General features: G+C 63.2%; 16 protein-coding genes. 8 read left to right on the top strand and 8 right to left on the bottom strand.

What is annotated here, in order from left to right; all coding sequences use genetic code 11:
* Positions 1 to 161: 161 nt before the first annotated feature.
* The 4 genes from CH296_RS26220 to CH296_RS26205 form a co-directional block, all read right to left on the bottom strand.
* Positions 162 to 1,322 carry a glycosyltransferase family 4 protein gene (locus CH296_RS26220; protein ID WP_015586190.1) on the bottom strand — a complete coding sequence of 387 codons (1,161 nt, stop codon included), beginning with the start codon at positions 1,320 to 1,322 and terminating at the stop codon, positions 162 to 164.
* Positions 1,319 to 2,521: a glycosyltransferase 87 family protein gene (locus tag CH296_RS26215; protein ID WP_015586189.1), complete on the bottom strand. Its 1,203-nt coding sequence runs from the start codon at positions 2,519 to 2,521 to the stop codon at positions 1,319 to 1,321. The genes CH296_RS26220 and CH296_RS26215 overlap by 4 nt, the downstream gene beginning before the upstream one ends.
* A gap of 72 nt (positions 2,522 to 2,593) precedes the next feature.
* Positions 2,594 to 3,262 (bottom strand): response regulator transcription factor, encoded by a 669-nt coding sequence (locus CH296_RS26210; RefSeq protein WP_015586188.1) that lies wholly within the window; start codon positions 3,260 to 3,262, stop codon positions 2,594 to 2,596.
* Positions 3,259 to 4,437, bottom strand: a complete 1,179-nt coding sequence (locus CH296_RS26205) for a sensor histidine kinase (RefSeq protein ID WP_139278552.1) — start codon at positions 4,435 to 4,437, stop codon at positions 3,259 to 3,261. The genes CH296_RS26210 and CH296_RS26205 overlap by 4 nt, the downstream gene beginning before the upstream one ends.
* Before the next feature lie 389 nt (positions 4,438 to 4,826).
* Here CH296_RS26205 and CH296_RS26200 point away from each other — a divergent pair, with 389 nt between their 5' ends.
* Positions 4,827 to 5,804, top strand: a complete 978-nt coding sequence (locus tag CH296_RS26200; protein WP_032407140.1) for a hypothetical protein — start codon at positions 4,827 to 4,829, stop codon at positions 5,802 to 5,804.
* 549 nt (positions 5,805 to 6,353) lie between these two features.
* Positions 6,354 to 7,193: a hypothetical protein gene (locus tag CH296_RS26195; RefSeq protein ID WP_141215047.1), complete on the top strand. Its 840-nt coding sequence runs from the start codon at positions 6,354 to 6,356 to the stop codon at positions 7,191 to 7,193.
* A 77-nt stretch (positions 7,194 to 7,270) separates the two neighbouring features.
* Here the strand turns inward: CH296_RS26195 and CH296_RS26190 are convergent, their stop codons facing one another.
* The 3 genes from CH296_RS26190 to CH296_RS26175 all read right to left on the bottom strand — a co-directional run bounded on the left by CH296_RS26190 (position 7,271) and on the right by CH296_RS26175 (position 9,413).
* The gene (locus tag CH296_RS26190) at positions 7,271 to 7,531 is read right to left on the bottom strand and encodes a hypothetical protein (protein ID WP_032375870.1); all 261 of its coding nucleotides are present in this window, start codon (positions 7,529 to 7,531) and stop codon (positions 7,271 to 7,273) included.
* A gap of 94 nt (positions 7,532 to 7,625) precedes the next feature.
* Entirely contained in the window at positions 7,626 to 8,087 is a 462-nt protein-coding gene (locus CH296_RS26185) for a hypothetical protein (protein ID WP_094717151.1), read from the bottom strand.
* 570 nt (positions 8,088 to 8,657) lie between these two features.
* Positions 8,658 to 9,413 carry a hypothetical protein gene (locus CH296_RS26175; RefSeq protein ID WP_139278554.1) on the bottom strand — a complete coding sequence of 252 codons (756 nt, stop codon included), beginning with the start codon at positions 9,411 to 9,413 and terminating at the stop codon, positions 8,658 to 8,660.
* A 123-nt stretch (positions 9,414 to 9,536) separates the two neighbouring features.
* Between CH296_RS26175 and CH296_RS26170 the strand changes: the two genes are divergently transcribed.
* The 4 genes from CH296_RS26170 to CH296_RS26155 are packed head-to-tail and all read left to right on the top strand — an operon-like array spanning position 9,537 to position 15,359.
* Positions 9,537 to 11,057 (top strand): site-specific integrase, encoded by a 1,521-nt coding sequence (locus CH296_RS26170; protein WP_072692250.1) that lies wholly within the window; start codon positions 9,537 to 9,539, stop codon positions 11,055 to 11,057.
* The gene (locus tag CH296_RS26165) at positions 11,054 to 12,862 is read left to right on the top strand and encodes a hypothetical protein (RefSeq protein ID WP_072692251.1); all 1,809 of its coding nucleotides are present in this window, start codon (positions 11,054 to 11,056) and stop codon (positions 12,860 to 12,862) included. Before CH296_RS26170 ends, CH296_RS26165 begins: the two co-directional genes overlap by 4 nt.
* The gene (locus CH296_RS26160; protein WP_032407143.1) at positions 12,859 to 14,994 is read left to right on the top strand and encodes a hypothetical protein; all 2,136 of its coding nucleotides are present in this window, start codon (positions 12,859 to 12,861) and stop codon (positions 14,992 to 14,994) included. Before CH296_RS26165 ends, CH296_RS26160 begins: the two co-directional genes overlap by 4 nt.
* Complete coding sequence (locus CH296_RS26155) at positions 14,991 to 15,359, top strand: hypothetical protein (protein ID WP_032407144.1); 369 nt, start codon at positions 14,991 to 14,993, stop codon at positions 15,357 to 15,359. Before CH296_RS26160 ends, CH296_RS26155 begins: the two co-directional genes overlap by 4 nt.
* 78 nt (positions 15,360 to 15,437) lie before the next feature.
* On the opposite strand, the gene CH296_RS26150 is transcribed toward CH296_RS26155, so the two are convergent.
* Positions 15,438 to 16,832 carry an MFS transporter gene (locus tag CH296_RS26150; protein WP_032407152.1) on the bottom strand — a complete coding sequence of 465 codons (1,395 nt, stop codon included), beginning with the start codon at positions 16,830 to 16,832 and terminating at the stop codon, positions 15,438 to 15,440.
* Between the two features lie 84 nt (positions 16,833 to 16,916).
* Between CH296_RS26150 and CH296_RS26145 the strand changes: the two genes are divergently transcribed.
* Both CH296_RS26145 and CH296_RS26140 read left to right on the top strand, forming a co-directional pair.
* Complete coding sequence (locus CH296_RS26145; protein WP_032407145.1) at positions 16,917 to 17,501, top strand: TetR/AcrR family transcriptional regulator; 585 nt, start codon at positions 16,917 to 16,919, stop codon at positions 17,499 to 17,501.
* Positions 17,502 to 17,564: 63 nt separating this feature from the next.
* The coding region (locus CH296_RS26140; RefSeq protein WP_143546415.1) for an MFS transporter at positions 17,565 to 18,301 on the top strand (737 nt) is incomplete at its 3' end.

Raw genomic sequence — 18,301 nt, 5'->3', positions numbered from 1 at the left:
GAGCGAAGCCTTGAGCCCAATGCGACAATCTCACCCCACCTCGAAGCTCCGGCGACTCCGGTGTTGCAGCTCTCGTGCCCGGACCGGCTCACACCCGCCCCGAGTTACCGCCACCGCTCTGAGCTGTAGGTCTAGATCGCAGGGTCAGGCGGTTTTGCGAATCACTGTTGTGGCGTACTCGACCGATCCTGGCCGTCTGCCAGGACGTTCGGGAACAGAGCAGTGAGAAGAGTTGAATACGCGGTATTCCAAGTCCATTGCGCCGCAACCCAACTGCGTCCGCGTTCACCCATCGCGCGGGCGCGGACCGGGTTGTCGAGGAGTTCGACGATGGCTTGGGTCAATTGCTCGACGTCTTTGACTACATAGCCAGTTCGGCCTGCCTGCACGGTTTCGGGGGCACCTCCGGAATCACCCGCGATGATCGGCAGTCCCATGGCGGAGGCCTCCAGGTATGCGATACCGAGTCCCTCCTCTTCGAGTCCCAGGCGACGCGTTCGGCACGGCATCGCGAAGATCGTGGCGCCGGCGAGGACTTGCGCAACGAGCTCGTGCGGAAGTCCCCCAACGAAGGTCACCGCGTTCTCCACGCCCTTTGTCCGGGCCAGACGCTGCAGACGTCGACGGTCAGGGCCGTCGCCGACGAGAAGCAACGTGGTGTCGGGATGTCGTTCCAGAACCGCAGGAAGCGCACGAATCAACGAGTCCTGGCCTTTCCGCGGGACGAGACGCGCGGTGCACACGATCACGCCGCTGTTGCCGTCCGGGGATGGATCGGGGCCCGCCACGGAGCCGCGCACGGGGTTGAATTGTTCGACGTCGACGCCCGGGCTCAAACGCACCAACGCTGTATCGGGCGTAACCGCTGGCAGGATTGCGCGGTAGGTATGGCCGGAGATGTACGTCAGCACGTCGACCCAACGGCCAATTGTGTGCAATCCCCACCGCGTCAAAGGAACCTTGGCCCACCATGTTTCATGCCCGTGAGTGGTGGCGACGACCCGCTTCACCCCGCAGGCCCGAAGCGCGGGAGCGATCAGGCCCAGGGGAGCTGCGGCAGCGATCCACGCGGTATCGCAGCCGTGTTCGAGCGCGATTCGACCTGCCCTGCGCATCACCCGTCCCGTCGGAAGCAGGGTTCGGCTGCGGTCCCGTATGACCAAGAATGGAAGCGAAGCGTCGTATGCGGCTGCTCCGCGTTCCGCCGAGGTGTAGACCACGATCGACTCGGACGGAAAGCGGTGAGCCATTTCCGATGCGAACGTTTCGATGCCGCCCTGCCTCGGCGGGAAGTCGTTGGTCACGATCAAGGTCCGGCTCATGCCGCGACCCGCTCGCTTTCACGATTGGGACTCGAGACGGCGGTGTCCGTTCCGGGAACCCTCGCAATCCACGCCATTCCCCAGAACATCAAAGGGTAGGCGAAGTACCCGAACCTGGCCGAAGGGGCAAGAAGGAACAGCACGGTGAGCCCGAGTGCAGCGATCGAGCAGGCCGCCGCGAACGTGCGCGGTGGTTTCACGCACAGTCTGATTCCGATGACGATGGCACCGACGAAAAGTGCGAGCAAAGAAACGATGTGGCCGTACTCGCCCGCTTCCGCCAACGCGCCGCCGATCACCGACGAGCCTGCCGGAGTCGGAACGTCTGCGCGACCGAGTGGGAACAACACCGTGTGCTCCACCAGTGCGCCGCCATCGAGGATCACTGGAGGAACGACTACCGCTCCCGCCAGAGCAACGGACACCGCACTGACCCGCACTGCTGACCATGTACCGGCGCGTTGACGATGTAGTACCAACGCGACGATGGCTACCGGCCATGCGGTCCACTTCAGTGCGCATGCGAACGCCAACACAGCAGCCGCGGCCCATCGGCGGTCTGCCGCCATCAGCGCCAAACCGAGCAGACAAGCACCGATGACCGGCAGATCCACCCCACCTGTGCACAGCGGAATCGCGATGAGAGGGGACGCTGTGAGAAGCCCGAGCTTCCCGAACGACTCCTGATCGATTCGTCCCCGGTCGGATCTCGTCAGCCGAACAACGATGAGCACACAGGCGGCGAAGAACACTCCGAACCAGACTCTGGGGTCCCCGAGCGGACCCTCCAGGACGACGCCAGGCAGCCCGAACAACGCCATCGCCGGAAGGTACGGGTTGTACTGAGTCAGCTCGTGAGGGTCATTGACATATGGACTGCCGGTGTCGAGCAAGTGGCGGGCCGAGTCGATGACTACTGCAACCTCGAGCTGCGCGAGTGCGCCCCCGATCAGCACGATCATCGGAACCAACACAGCGCCCAACACAGCGACACCAGCCGCTCGAGGTCGATTACGTGATCGCAACAGGACCGCACCCGCAGCGAGATAGCCAGTGACAGCGCACACTCCCCACACCCGATGCGTGGTCAATTCGGTGGTCATCACGTACACGGCCGTGTACGCGGCGAGTGCCACGTAGATCCCGACGAGTAGGCGGTCCCGACCGACAATGCTACGAGAATCCCTCTGTAAGAGCATGTTTCGACGCTACAAAGACAGTGGGACTATGTCGTCACGCATCGGAGCCAAACTCGGCATCCCCCGGAGGAGCTAGTCGAGTCGGTGGGAGAGTTCATTTTCGTAGTAGAAAACGACAGCCTGCGTCCGGTCACGAAGGTCGAGCTTGGTGAGAATCCGCCCGACGTGGGTCTTCACTGTCTCCTCCGCCAGCACGAGATCGGACGCGATCTCTCGATTCGACAGACCCGTGGCCAGAGCGTCCAACACGTCGAGCTCTCGGGGAGTCAACGCCGACACTGCGGCGGTGTTCGGGCGACCGCGCCGACGCCGGGCGAACTCCGAGATGAGCCGGGTTGTGACAGTCGGTGCCAGCATCGATTCCCCGGACGCGACTGTGCGGACGCCCCGGACGAAATCCGCTGCGGTGGATTGCTTGAGCAGAAACCCGCTTGCACCGACACTGAGCGCTTCGTACACGTAATCGTCGAGGTCGAACGTCGTGAGCATCAGCACGCGGATCGAGTTCGTCCTCTCGCCCAGTGATGCGAGGATCTGCTCGGTCGCCCGGATTCCATCGAGCACTGGCATTCGGATGTCCATCACGACAACGTCGGGCCGCAGGCTGACAGCAAGATCGACGGCCTCCGCACCGTTCGCGGCCTCACCGACCACGACGATGTCAGGTTCGGCCCTGAGTACGGCTGCGATTCCGTCGCGCACCAATTCCTGGTCGTCCGCCAGCAGAACCCTGATGGTCATCGGCGGCGCTCCACTGCGCTCGGATCATCGCCAATGTTACTGCGTGGTGGGATGTTTCGTCCGCGAACTGGGAAGATTACAGACACCTCGAATCGTCCGTTCTTCGTCATCCCGGCAGTCATGCTTCCGCCGAATGCGGCTGCCCGCTCGGAGATACCGACAAGTCCGTGTCCTCGGCCTCTCGAATCGGCGGACACCTGTTCGGTTTCGTTGCCGACAGTCACCCGAAGCTCGTCGTTCGTGCGGGTCACGCGTATCTCAACCTTCGTGCCGGGTGCGTGACGTGCTGCATTGGCGAGCGATTCCTGGAGGATGCGGTAGACGGTAGTGGACAGCGCTTCCGGCAGCGTGTCGAGCTCCCCGTCCGTATACAACGTGACGTGGGCTCCGGCCGCGCTCCATTGGCTCACAAGGGCGCCGATGTCGGACAGGTTCGGTGCCGGTGAGTGTTCAGTTGCCTCGTCCGGGTCACGAAGGACCTCGATAACCTGGCGCATCTCGGTCAGTGCGGTTGCCGATGCGCGATGTATGTCGTCGAACGTCGCAATCGCCTCGGGTGGGAGGTCGGGGCTCTTGAACCGTGCGGCCTGTGCCTGCACCGCGATCATCGACATGTGGTGCGCCACTACATCGTGCAGTTCCCGTGCGATCCGCGCCCGCTCTTCGATCACCGCCTGACGCCGCTCCTGTCCCATGCGGAGCTGCTGTTCGTCCGCCAGGGCGGTTTCCGCCGACGACAGTCGCATCATGACCACTCCCGCGACGGTGATCGCAGCCAACGTCGCGGCAATGATCAGCAAAGCGAACGGTGGCATCTTCACCGTCAAGACAGTCGGGACCACGACCGCCAGGAAGGACACGAGGGCGACCGCGGCTCCCACGTTCGGCGGATGCACTCGGGCCACTCGATACAGGGCGAGCCCCGCCGCAATGCAACTTGCCGCCGGCCATGGGAAAACCTCTTCCTGAACCAGCCCTGACAGCGTTCCGGCGAACATCCCGAGTGCGATCAACTGCCAGGTCAGCAGAGGTGCCACCCGGATCAGAAGGAGGGGAAGTGTCTGAACAGCGCCGAGGACGTAACTGGCGGCGACCGAGTTGACCATACTCGTCAGTTGACCTATCGCAGTACCGAACAGCACGGCGACAAGCACCGCTCCAGCTGCAAGCGCCATGAATCTCGGCCGACTACCAGGCTCGTCGGTCCGCCCTCTCATTGTGGGCAACGTCGGGCGCAGGGCCGTTTTGATTCCGGCTGTCAGTTCGGCAATCACCGACACGACCCTACTTTGAGAAGATCCGCTTCAAATCGAAGATTGCGCGGCCGCCCACGATGCAGTCGTGGGCGCGCGGCGAAGCTGATCGCAGACAGCTTCTAGATCGACTGTGGACGGTGACACAGGTTGAACGACCTACGGCGAGCCGGACATAGCCCTTGTCGTTGCCCTCAGCCACGTTCGGGTGACATACTCGAATGGTCAGGAGCGACGCCGTGGTGGTGCTACGGGGTTTCCGGCGAATCTTCCACTATTTCGGCTGTCCCTGCTTGGCAACCAGTCTGGCAGTGCCACGTGCACTCCTGGTCGCCCGGCTCGGCCCGGCTCTCAAACGAGAAGGCGGCACCATCATGACCAGCTACAGCGTAATGAAGGCATCACACGACCGGGCAGCGGTAATCGCGACGTGGCCGGGCTTCGACTCAGAAGAACATTCCATCAAGATCACCACCGTCGCCAGCGCCTCGTACGCTCACAGCCTTGCTTTTTACCTCACTCAACTATCGGAATCCGCATGGGACGCAGCTATGTGGCTCGACACCTACCCAGAGATAGCCACGGCCATATCGAAATTGATCGTGCAGCTCCGAACATCCAATAGAATTGGGCCACAAACAGTTTCGACCGACGGCCTGCGCCATGGAGAAACGTGGACGTCCTCGGCACTGGCAGAGCAGCTCGTCGACGACTACTTCATCTCCCTACTCGACGACCTGACCACCACACAACGACTCTCTGTTGCCGATGAACTCGAAACCGACGCTGACGAACGACGCGACCTACTCGACCACACTCGCGACGAATACGAAACCGACAGCAGAGTCAATCAAGCCGGCCTGGTCACCCGCGTTCAAGAATTCGGCTCCATAGGACCTCTACCCGAAGGCGCATCCGGCTACCTACGCACCTGCTACAGCGAAGGACTCGATTTCGGAGACCGATTGAGGGCCGCGAAACAAATCCGACGGATGGAACAACTCGTCGCTGCATGCAACCATCACGGCGGACGCGCACGGGCACATACCGATCCCTGCGAGGCACACTGCGTTGTCGCTGTGCACCCCGGGAAAATCAGCGACGGCGACACACCGTGCTACATCACTCCCGTTCGCTTCGGACCGCACACACATTCCCCGGGCAGACCCAACCCGTACGGCAAGCTGCGCATACGTCGCGGCCACGAGTGGATCGCCGAGGTCGACCCAGATGACACTGCAGGTTTTGTCACCGCCCTTGGTGACTGGGCTGGAACCTTCGCGTCGTAGTGCCTGAGGCCCAAAATCGGCTCTGCGGCCAACTGCCCGAGGGCGGTAAGGGAAGGAGACCTCGTCGACGCCCGCAATCACCTCGCACACGGCGATGAACCCCGCATTTGCAAACGGTCAGAGAACGAATGGTTCGCACTCTACGAATCCACCCTCACGTTGTTGGCATTGGTGGCGATGACGAAGCCGGCGTATTCGAGGCGGTGCAACTTCGTGCACTTCGACGCGGTGCTCTACGACGAGCAGGTGTCGATCGCAGAGAACGCGCGTTGAACCGTCCGTTGGGCAAGGCCCGGCCAGGCTGCCGATCGTGCTGGGGCGGGCTCTAGGGGTGCTGTGTAGCTGTCTGGTGCGCGAGTGCCACGGTGCTTACGGCCTAGCTTCCAGGGCGGCTGGGGTCGTTGTGCGGCCTTGCCCCTGCTGCGCCAGTCTGCCTGTTCGTGGTCAGTTCGGAAGTTCGCAGTCGATGGTTGCACTGCACACCAACCCGGCCAGGCGCGAGGGTGCCTGCAGGCGGCACAGGTGGGCTCACCTCCTTAGGGTGATTGGGTGAAAGCAATGCGTGGAGATCGCCCCTGGAGCCGCATCGCAGGCCTGGTGTGCGGTGCACTCGCCGTCATTTTCGGCACCTTTTCCCTCCACCGGACGGGGTGGACCGTAGATCGGGTCTTCCAGGAGTTCTGGGTAGCCACAGCTCTCATAGGCCTTGTATTGGGCTGTGCCGCGATCGGGTGCCCCATCAGCGATTTCTGGCGTGCCCGTCCACGCAAAAGAGACTGGGCGTGGTCCATGGCCGTAGCGCTCGGCCTGGTCGCCGTCCTTGCTCTGACGAGTACCCACACCAACGTGGATCTGGGCTCGCTGCCGGCATGGGTCTCGGCAGGTGGTGCTCTGTTCACCGCCGCAGGCGTCGTACTCGCCCTCCGGTCGTACCAATCGACGCGGCATTCGGACCTGGAGGACCAGGCGAACCAGGTCCGACTACTGCACATGCTCCCGTGGCCCGACGGCCTCGACGCGAACCGAAAGCAACAGTGGCGCACAGAATTCACCAATCGCAGCAAGGACCCGCTGTACGAGATCGAAATTCACGGCTTCCGCGCCCAGGTCGAAGACGACGCTGACGCGGTGAATATGCGGGCGTTCGCAGAGACAGCCCTGTCGGAGGACACACCGATCAGATCGGGTGGTTGGCGGAGGCAGGCCGTGCTCGAGGCGGGTGAAACGTTCAATATCCGGTGGGAATCAGACGATCCCGCCGAGCAGAACCCGGCTCCCGCATTCGTTAGCATCTGGTACTCGGTAATGGACGCCAACGGCCGCTACTGGAACGTCGTCGACAACAACGAACCCGAGAAAGTGCCCCGCCCGTCCCGTCGCCTCGGATGACACGAGCAAAGGCTCACACCCCCAGCCGCGGAAGCACACTCGACGGTGTCAGCCCTCTGCTTCTCCCCCTGGGCGGCTCAGACACCATCCGAGGTAACCGGAAGAACGTCGAACTCAGCGTCGCGGATCACCGATAGATCGAACGCGTCCGAGCCGTCGACCGGTGCAACGAGAATCGTCTGACCCTCATCTGGGGCTGTGATGATCCGCCCCCACTTCTCAGGCTCGTAGCGGACGAGCCCGAAGCGATAATTCCCGAGGTGACGGCCTCGGGCGGTGACGACACGAGCCGGGTCGATAAGCATGTTCGTAGCCATAATCGCACCGTACCCGAACACGGAAAGCCATAGTGCACAACACCATCAAGCATCAAAGACCTGCCGAACAATGGCAAGTTGCTGGTCGCGTTGTGTTCGCGATGACCCGAGGCTTCTACCGTCGAAATCCCCGCCGAGGGTCACGTGGCTCGTGTCCGTCCATGGCCGTGAACCACGTATCGCATGGAAAGACACGTAGACCGTGTGCCGCTGTCGCCGGGTGATAGAACACCTCGACATCGCGGTCGCCCATCAGAACGTCTGTGACGGCGTCCCAGTCGACGTCCCGCGGATGGGACGCCAGTACGGCAACATCGTCGCCGTACACCTCATCGGCCAGCGCTGCGGCGGCTTGGGCGATGACGATCATGAGCGCGAGCTGTTCGGCGATCGTGTGAGGCCGGGGTAGCCGACCGGCGTCGAGGTCCTGAGCCAAGTCGTCGAAAGATCGGGCCATCTGACGTCGCCACAGAGCGGACTCGGCGAATGTGCATTCGGGAAGTCGGTTCAACAAATACCACCACCGCACCGTGTCGACCGGATCATCACCGCGCTCCTCGACGTCGTCGTACGCCATGTCGGCGCACACCCACGCGTGGATCCGTAACAACTCCCGCTGCCGATCAGTCAGTGAGAACCGCGGCACAAATCGGCGAATGTGCATTCGGGAAGTCGGTTCAACAAATACCACCACCGCACCGTGTCGACCGGATCATCACCGCGCTCCTCGACGTCGTCGTACGCCATGTCGGCGCACACCCACGCGTGGATCCGTAACAACTCCCGCTGCCGATCAGTCAGTGAGAACCGCGGCACAAATCGGCGAATGTGCATTCGGGAAGTCGGTTCAACAAATACCACCACCGCACCGTGTCGACCGGATCATCACCGCGCTCCTCGACGTCGTCGTACGCCATGTCGGCGCACACCCACGCGTGGATCCGTAACAACTTCCGCTGCCGATCAGTCAGTGAGAACCGCGGCACAAACTCGATGACATCGCCCATGGTCGTCCATGCTGCCCGCCCCAGAACTGATCTGCGCACGGATCGACCACATCCGCACGTCGACCCGTGCATGCAGGAATACGCGCACGTCTGCATGCAGATCGGATACCACGTACCAGCCAGGGTCACTCGGCAGTGAGCTACCAGGACAGCCGGAAGCTCCTCAGATCATTCGATTCGATGGTGTCACCGTCCCACGCGAATCGATCGTCGGGCAGTTCAGCGTGTTCGGTCAGTTTCTCGAGGTGGAGCGCCTTGCTGTGATCGCGGCTGCTTAGGCTCGCGATGAGGCCGGTTCCATCGTCGATGACGATTGTCGTGGTGAGTCCAGTGGGCGATGTCAGCTCGGTCGACCATGCCGGACGGTCAGCGTGGTCGATCGCCGTCGGGCCCTGGGTGACGTGCTGAGGTGGTGTGCGCCGAGTCAGGAGTGAACGCGGGCCGAAGAGATCTCGCGGGGTGAACAGTGCGCCGAGGCGGATCAGGCTGGTGGTGCGTTGGTGGACCATCTGTCCATCGATGCGGGCGACGGGGACCGTATCAGTGGAGCTCGACGATGAGTAGACGATCTCGCCATTGCGTTCGACCCACCAGCGGTCACCCCGGCCGTAGCGGAACTCGAAACGGTCGTCGACGAAGCCTGTGTCGGTCACACCGACAACGTGCAGCGAGCCTGACATGTTGAGGTCGGTCGCCGCGGCATTGCGCGCTGTGAGTTGTTGCCACGTCGGGACATTCACCGTCTCGAATTTACACTTGACCTCGTTCGCTTCGACCTCCCCGAGCAGGGGCGCATCTTCCAGCCGGCGGCACGCTTCTCCCGGGCAGGCGATCGAGTCCGCACACAACCGCCGGAGTCGTTGATCGCAGGCAGCCTCTAAATCAACCTTGGACAATAGACACAAGATGAACGACCGTCATAAGAGCTGAAGGTACCCCTTGCCGTTCCCGATCGGAATTTTGAAACTTAGGCAGCAAATCTTGTGCATACTCGGTCACTGACCGGATCATGAGCGGCGATGACAAGCAGCCGATGGCATGTTCGTACCACTGCCGCAGAACTTTCCAAGTCCCGATCTTCACCTACCGCAGACGGCGTCACCTACACAGATGACTGGACCGACTGGCTCAAAGAGACTCGTCAGACTCCAGGGACTCCGTTCTTGCTCTCGCCCGCCTTCGACTACGACACCGATCTGAACGATTTCTTCCGCACCACTGCGATGGCCACCATGGCCAGGATGACACAGATCGGATACGCCCGCGACCTCGCGAGCTTCCTGACTTTCGTCAACCATGTTGACCGCGAACGTCATTGGCGTGACATCGAAGACAGTGACCACCTTTCGTATCTGCATTGGCGACGACATGATCCCGATGGCCCGCGCGTGTCCGGCAACACGTGGAACCGTGAAGTGGCGGCGGTAAACAGGTTCTACCGGTGGGCTCACACCGCCGGACACGTGCGAGTCAATCCGATCCCACAGACCTGGCGACGGCCTGCCCCTGCACATACCGGGTATGCGGTCTCGCGGCGATCCGACGAGCTGCGCCCTGCCACCTACAGTCACGACGGCGGCCGGGACCGCATCCAGTGGCTTCCCCTTGCCGACTATCGCAGGTGGCGCGAGGTCGGTGTCCGCGGGTTCGACGCCGCCGGGATGCCGCGAGAAGGTTTCCGTGGCCGGTGGTCGGGGCGTAACGCTACCTATTGCGACGTGATGGTCCGAACGGGCCTTCGGATCTCGGAACAATCTGCACTCACCGTGCTGGAGCTTCCACACATCGATACCAATCGCAGTGGTTATCAGCGGTTTTGGCTTCCCGGGTCAATCGCGAAAGGCCGCTCCGCACGGTGGGTCTACGTTCCGGCTTCCCTCGTTCGTGATCTGGCTACTTACAGTGCCTTCGACCGAGCCGACGTCATCGCTGCAGCCCGAGAGAAACAACGGTACGAGCGCATGCGGCACCCTCTGGTGGTGGAAGATCCGGAACACGCGATCGCCACGCACGTCACCGGTGCCGCGCTGAAGCGGACCGTGAAAGTCTCGGAGCTGAATTGGGCGGAGCGCCAGCAGTTGCTGATTGCGCGCCCCGGCGGTCTCGAACCCGCCGCGTTCTGGCTCGGCGAGCACGGCATGCCGCTGTCAGTGGCTGCGTGGAAGAAGATGTTCGCCGAGGCCAACACCCGCTGCCAGCGAGCCGGTGTGCCGCTGTCGGCGCATGCTCACATGCTCCGGCACACGTTTGCCGTCATCACCCTCGAACAGCTCCAACGCGGTCACATCGCTGCCCTTGGCGAGCTGAACCCGGACCAGCGCGGGCACTACACCCGCATCTTCGGTGACCCGCTGGACTGGGTACGCCGCCGACTCGGACATCGATCCGTGGTGACCACACAGATCTATCTCCACGCGCTCGCCGAACTCGAGATGGAGACGAGAATGGCGCTTGTGCCGGATGATTGGGAAATCCCCACACCGGATCCGGCCAGTGCCGGCGACGCAGCGACTCTCCCGGCGGCCGGTGTTGTGCTGTGACCGAATCGCGAACTCACCCCGGGACACATGCCCCGCTCCCTACGCCCGGAATCTATCGCCCGCCATCAGGACCATCCTCGGTACCGTCTCTGGTCGTCGACTTCCACGGCGACGACGGACGCACCGGCACCTTCGACGTCGAGGTCCTGGCCATGCCGAACTGGCATGCTCCGGTGGCAGAAGCCTTGGCATTACGCATAGGTCCCGCCGGTGACAGACGGACCCACAGTTCGGCTACTACCGTGTTCTCGTTCGTCGCACGGCTACTGCGCTTTCTCGAGAGCCTCGACAACAGCCCCGCCTCACCGGCTGACCTGACCGTGACCCACGTCGAGATGTTCCTCAACAGGATCGACACACCGCGAACCGTCGCCACCCGCACAGGCGAGCTCAGCGAACTCCGCCTGCTTCTTCGGCTTCCTCCCCTAGCGAGCCATCTCGATATCGAGGTCCTCGACCACATCAGCACCCCATCAGGCAAAGGCACCCTCGTTTCTCTGACCGGGTACTCCGACGGCGAATTCACGCGTCTAGTCGATGCCGCCCGCACCGACGTGGGGGCCATTCGCGCGCGCACAACAGCAGGAAACGAGCACCTCGAGGCTATAGACGGGATGGACGTCAAACCGACAACCCAAGCCGAGCAATTGATTTGGGACATGGCAGCTACCGGAGTCGTCCCGGTGCCCGGCGGACCGATCGTCCGCCACCGTCATCAACGCACAGCCTGGGCGGGTCAACTGTTCGTCACGCGTGCCGACCTGGCGCCACTGCTGACCCTGTTCGTTGCAGTCACCGGCCGCAACGTCGAAGCCCTCAAAGAACTGCCCGCCGAGCACCGGATCGTCGGAGACCGAGCCATCGAGGTCCAGTTGAGTAAACGCCGCAACGGACCGAACCGATGGCACGACACCGTGACCTGGGAAATCGGACCCCCGCACCGAGAACTGCACACGCCCGGCGGGCTGTACCTGCTGCTGCACCGCCTCATGGAGCGTGGGCGGGCACTCAGCGATCCGACCGCACTCTGGTCATCATGGCGAAACACCAACCACGATCGCGGAACCGTCGCCGAACACCACAACCCGTTCGCTCAAACCCTTACCGGCCGCGCCGATTTGTCGAAGTGGAGCAGGCTCCAAGGACTACACACGGACGCCGACGCCTTCGGACACACCACACCACTGGGGCTGGATATGCGTCGAGTACGCACCAGTGTCGAGGTCCGTCGCACTCGCTCGGTCGGTGGACATCTGCCCTCGGCTGCCCGCTCGAACAGCGTCGAAGTGCTGTTCAGTCACTACCTTCGCGGCGATCCCACCGCGAAGGAGTGGGCGAGAGAGACGATGTCCGAGGCCCTCCGTGATGCGGAAGCAGCGGCCCTCTCCGCACATTCCCACGTCTTGGCCGAACACGGCGTCACAGAACTCGAGGTGCGCGCCGGCACCGACGTCGATGAACCGGCTGCAGGCGAGGAGGGTGCCTGGACAGCATGCGCCGACTCCTCCGCTCACCCTGTTACCGGCCGTGCCTGTCGACGAGTGTCATTCCTGGACTGCTTCCACTGCGGCAACTGCGTCGTCACCACCGCTCATCTACCGGCCATCACCACCTTGACCGCGACCATAGCCAGGCGACGCACCGAGCTCGACGAACCCACCTGGTGGACGCGCTACGGACCGACTTGGACCGCGATCCACCACGACATCTACCCCAAATTCACTGCTACGCAGATCGCCACAGCAGCCGCCGAGGCACCTGAGTGTCTCCTCGAACTTGCCGAAGATCCTTGGGAGCATCCATGAACACCCCGTCTACTCGCACCGACCTCGAACTTGGCCCATCGATCGACGGCCGCTACGTCCTGACCGGTTTATGGCTTCGCCCTGGCTACTCACTGACCGATACCTCACAATTCCGCGACGATGCCTGGCGGCTGGAAGCTGCAGTGACACAAGCACATGTTCGATCAGTGGTCGTCAACTTCGACACCCTCGCCGCCCCCTATCGATTGCCGGCCAAGGAGCTGTGCCTGGCGATGCTCTCCGGTCCACTACCTGCAGGCGAGCGGCGTCAATCCGTCGTCGGGATCGGCAGCACATTTGTCGAAGTGCGCAAGTTCTTGCACTGGCTCACAGATCGCGCACCGGAGTCCGGTCGACCGTCCGTTCCGACGTTAGGTTCGTTGACCGCGGCCGACGTCCTCGACTACCACCGCCATTTGATGACTCTGTCCGTCGGATTCGGATCGCGCGAGAACTCCAGACGGGCGGTGTGCATGCTCTGGCGGTACCGCACTTGCCTCACCGACACCTTGTCCTTCGACGCACGCCGCATCGACGGCTGGACCATGCATAAACCCGGTACCACCGAGAACGCGACCGGCCGCATCCCCGAACTCGTTCTCGGCCCGCTGATCACCTGGGCGATCCGTTTCGTCGACGACTTCTCCGGCGACATCCTTGCCGCCGCTGCGCATCGAGATGATTACCGTTCACGGCGCACCAACGGACGGTACGGGCGTAACAGCGGTGCCGCCGAAGCGCTCGAACACTATCTCTCACGACACAAGGCCGAAAACGACCCGCTCCCCGGTTATCAAGGCCGCCCCAACATGCAACAGATCGCCGCCGAAATCGGCACCGGGAGAAACGGACTCGACACCAACCCTGCGATCCGCGGCAAAGTCCTTGCCTGCGCTGCGCGAGTCGGAGTCACCGACTACACCTGGATGCCTATCGCCATCGAGGGGCGACTCCACGGTCGCCCATGGATCGACGGAATCGCGCGCCAGCATCCCACAAAGTCGTACCTGCATCTGCAGCGAATGTTGCACATCGCCTGCTACATCGTCATCGCGTTTCTTTCCGGGATGCGGGACGCCGAGATCAAACACCTACGCCGCGGTTGCCTGAGCACCGCGCGCGATACCGACGGCACCCCCTACCGATGGACGCTGACCGGCGTGGCGTTCAAAGGCGAAGCCGATCCTCACGGTGTCACCGCCGAGTGGACCGTCGGGGCTCCCGCTGCCAGGGCGATCTCGGTCCTCGAGAAGATGCACCCGCACGGCCGGGCTCTGCTGTTCTCGCACCCGCCCGGCTCGCAGAAGGTCCGCCCCCGAAACGACGCCACGGTCGGGGTCTTGACCACCAAAGCCACCTCCGGACAACTGAAAGACTTCGCGATCTGGATCAATTCTTACTGCACCGAACACGCTCTTACAGAGTCGATTCCGTTGGTCAACGGCCAACAGTGGGTTCTGAGTACACGGCAATTTCGCAGGACGCTGGCATGGTTCATCGCCCGTCGGCCGGGCGGGTCGATCGCCGGTGCCATCGCCTACCGTCACCTGAGCATCCAAATGTTCGAAGGCTATGCAGGCACCTCGGACTCAGGGTTCCGCGCCGAAGTCGAAGCCGAACAGGCTCTCGCTCGCGGCGAAGACTTGATGGCCATCGCCACCGATCACCTCCATGCACCCGTCACCGGTCCAGCCGCCGACCTAGCCCACTACCGTCTGGACACGTTCGCCGCCGCAGCCGCGTTCTCCGGGACCGTCATCACAGACAGCACCCGCATCAAGCGGCTGATGAAGCGATCCGATCCCGCGATCTACCCCGGAACATTTGCGCTCTGTGTCTTCGACCCCGACAAAGCGATGTGCCAACCCCGGCCCGACCAGGGCGGCAACGTGCTCCCACAACTCGGTCACTGCCAACCGCTCGAATGCAGCAATACTGCCCTCACTACAGCCAACCTCGATGCACTGCGGACCGAACACCACCACCTGGAGCAGGAATTGACCACCAGAGCCGACCTGCCACCGCTACTGGACCACCGATTGCGTGAGCGGCTGCGCCGCCTGGTCGACTTCCTCGACCGCTACAGCCACGCCGACCCATATATCGATCGCACCCACAAGGGGAAGAGATGACAAAGAAGCGCGACGAAGACACGATCGCCATCGACGCCGCGATCGAACACCTCCAGGATGCGTCCGGCCGGACACCGTCGGTGCTCGCACTCGCCCGACACATGGGGTTGGCGAACACCACATTTCGCCGACGCTATCCCCATACGGTCAATCGGCTCAAGCGTTCGACATCACCTGTGACCGACCATGTCGCCCCACACCGGTGCTCGGACGAAGTAACCCAGATTCGGCAGCGCAACCGCGACCTCACCACCGACCTGGAGCTGGCAGTTGCCAGCATCCAGCGATTGTCGATCGACAACCGTTCGCTTCTCCGCCGAGTCGAGGAGCTCTCGAACGTCACCCACCTCCGGACCACGGACTGAAGACGTAGATCGTCGGACGTTGCCCCATGGACCCAACGGATGCTCTTCGGGACAACAGGTCCACACCGCTACGAGTGCTCAGGCGGTGGGACGCGCCGGGATTACGAAGGCAGAGATCACTGCGGCCAGTGCAGCAGCGGCTGCGGCGAAGAGGAACGCGTGTTGGAACCCGGTGTCACCGCCACCCGCGACGAGGCTGAGTGCAGCGATGCTCGAGACGGTTGCCACGCCGATGGATGCACCGAACTCGTGGAAGGTGCTCAGCAGGCCGGATGCGATGCCGGCCTCCTCGGGGCCGATCTGCCCGAGCGCGGTGGCCGAGGCGACGACGAACAGCGCGCCGATACCGAATGCGCCGAAGCTGACGCCGATCGTGGTCGCCGCAGTGGTTGCCCACACCGCTGGCACAAGCAATCCCAACGCCGCGATGAGCATCCCGGCGGTGCCGAGGATCCTCGCGCCCCATCGTCCGATGAGGCGTCCGCCGAGGTTCGCTCCCGTCATCGTCGCCACCGCAATCGGTAGAAACAACAGTCCGGTCACGAGGGGACCATGCCCAGCGGACTGCTGAAAATAGAAGGTTCCCAAGAAGAACACTGCAACCATCAAAGCTGTGGCGATCAAAATCACGAACACTCCGGCACCGACTGGACGCCGGCCCAGCAGTCCTAGGTTCATCAGCGGGGAGGACGCAGTCTTCTGTCGCCAGCAGAACAACAGGTAGAGCGCTGCCGCGGCCCCGGCGGCGGTGAGGGTCTGCGGGTTGGTCCATCCGATTTCACCGGCGACGGTCAACGAGTAGATGGCCGAGCCGGTCGCAGCGGTGACCAGCGCTGCACCGAGAATGTCGAGCGCGGGACGCGGCCCGGGTGCCGGGGTAAGCGGCGGTAAAACCCGGAGGAGGCCGAAGATGACGATCAGGCCAACCGGGATGTTGATGTAGAACACCCACGGCCATCCTGGCCCGGCGGTGATCAGGCCACCGAGCAGGACACCGACCGCCGCGCCGCCGCCGCCCAATGCAGACCAGATGCCCAGGGCGCGGTTGCGTTCGTCGCCGGCGAACAGGCGCACCACCACCGACAACGCCGCCGGTGAGAGCATCGCCGCGCCAATGCCTTGGACAATGCGGCCGCCGAGCAGGAACTCGGCATTGGCAGCCAGTCCGGCCGCCAGGGAGCCGGCGGTGAAGACGGCCAGGCCGGCGAAGACGATTGGTTTGGACCCGAACAGGTCCGCGCTACGCCCGCCGAGGAGCATCAAGCCGCCGAAGGTCAGGGTGTACGCGGCGACGACCCACGTCACCGCCTCCCGCGATAGGGCCAGGTCCACGCCCATCTGCGGCAGCGCGATCGCGACCACTGTGACGTCGAGAATCAGCATGAACTGCGCTGTGCCCAGCAGGGCCAGTGCGAGCCATCGCTTCGGGTGAAGCCCTTCGCCCGCTTCCGGTGTCGTTTTCGACGTGGTCACCACGGCCCCCTAAGTTGTACATAGTTGTTTGAGTTGGACACTGGTACCGTAACTCATACAAACGTGTTCGGGAAGTGAGGGTTCATGGCGACCGATACGTCGCAGGTCGTCGGTAAACGAGCCGACGCGGTACGCAACGTCGAGCGGATTCTCGATGCCGCGATCGTCTGCCTGTCTCGGCGGCAGAACGCAACGATGGGCGATATCGCACGGGAAGCCGGTCTCGGGCGGGTGACGCTCTACGGTCACTTTGCCTCTCGCCCAGCGCTCATCGATGCCGTGGTGGCGCGTGTGATCGATCGCGGTGAGCAGACGTTGGCTGCGGTCGATCTGGGTGGGGATCCCCGAGAAGCGTTGTCCCGGCTCATTCACAGCAGCTGGGAGCTGGTGGACCGGTCACGATCGGTCATTGCCGCCGCCGAGGAAGAACTTCCCCCAGCGCGTATCCGCGAGCTTCACGACGGCCCCGCGAGCCGGGTCGAATCGTTGATCGAACGCGGACGCAGTGCAGGACTGTTTTCACGTGACATGCCCACCTCGTGGCAAGTCGCCGTGCTCCATCAGGTCCTTCACGGTGCCGGAGCCGAGATAGCAGCAGGGCGACTGGATTCGATGGACGCACCCGATCTGATCGTGAGGACCGTCCTTGCTCTACTCGACACCCATTGAGGCTTGGGCGCACCACCTTCCGCTCGGTTGGTCGCACACCTTCGGTTCGGTCGGCGTAGATCGGTGAACCGTCGCCCTCGTTCACGCAAGACCTTGCCGTTACCGGTGGCGTTGTCGACGGCGGCGGGCGTCCTGGTTGTGTCGTTGTGGGCGAGCGGCGCGCCCTCGATGGTCTATCCGCTCTTAGCGGATCGGTGGCGCGTGGGTGAGGTCGTCACGACCGCGTTGTTCGCTACCTATCCGGTAGCGCTGGTTCTCGCTCTCGTTGCGTGTGGGTCTCTCTCGGACTCGATCGGGCGACGCCGCGTACTGCTTGCCGGTGTCGGCATGGTCGCCGTCGGCACTGCGCTGTTTGTGGTCACGAGCGGTCTCGTCCCGATCTTCGTCGGCCGCACTCTTCAAGGAATCGGGGTCGGGCTGGCGATGAGTGCGGCCAGCGCCGCACTCGTCGAGTTCGCACCGCGCCGCACCGCGGCACTGTCCACTTCCGTCAATACTGCGGCGACGGCCAGCGGTACCGCACTCGCGCTCGTTGTCGGCGGTGCGCTCGTGCAGTACTCCGCGTCGCCCACCACGCTTCCGTTTGCCATCTTGCTCGGCGTGACGATTGCTCTGCTGCCGCTGGTGTGGTTCCTCCCCGAGGAGGCCACGCGCAGCAATGTTCGATGGCGGCCCAGTCGGGCGCGAGTACCCGCGAGGAATCGAATGCAGTTCGCCATCGGTGTTGCTTCCCTCACCGTGGCCTTCATGATGGGCGCGGTGTTCATCGGGCTCGGTGCGCAGATCGTGAGGGATCTCGT

It is taken from the genome of Rhodococcus sp. 14-2496-1d, assembly GCF_002259365.1.
Classification (GTDB): Bacteria; Actinomycetota; Actinomycetes; order Mycobacteriales; family Mycobacteriaceae; genus Rhodococcoides.
Note: the sequence above shows the minus strand (reverse complement) of the source record. Positions and strands in the feature narration are given on the sequence as shown.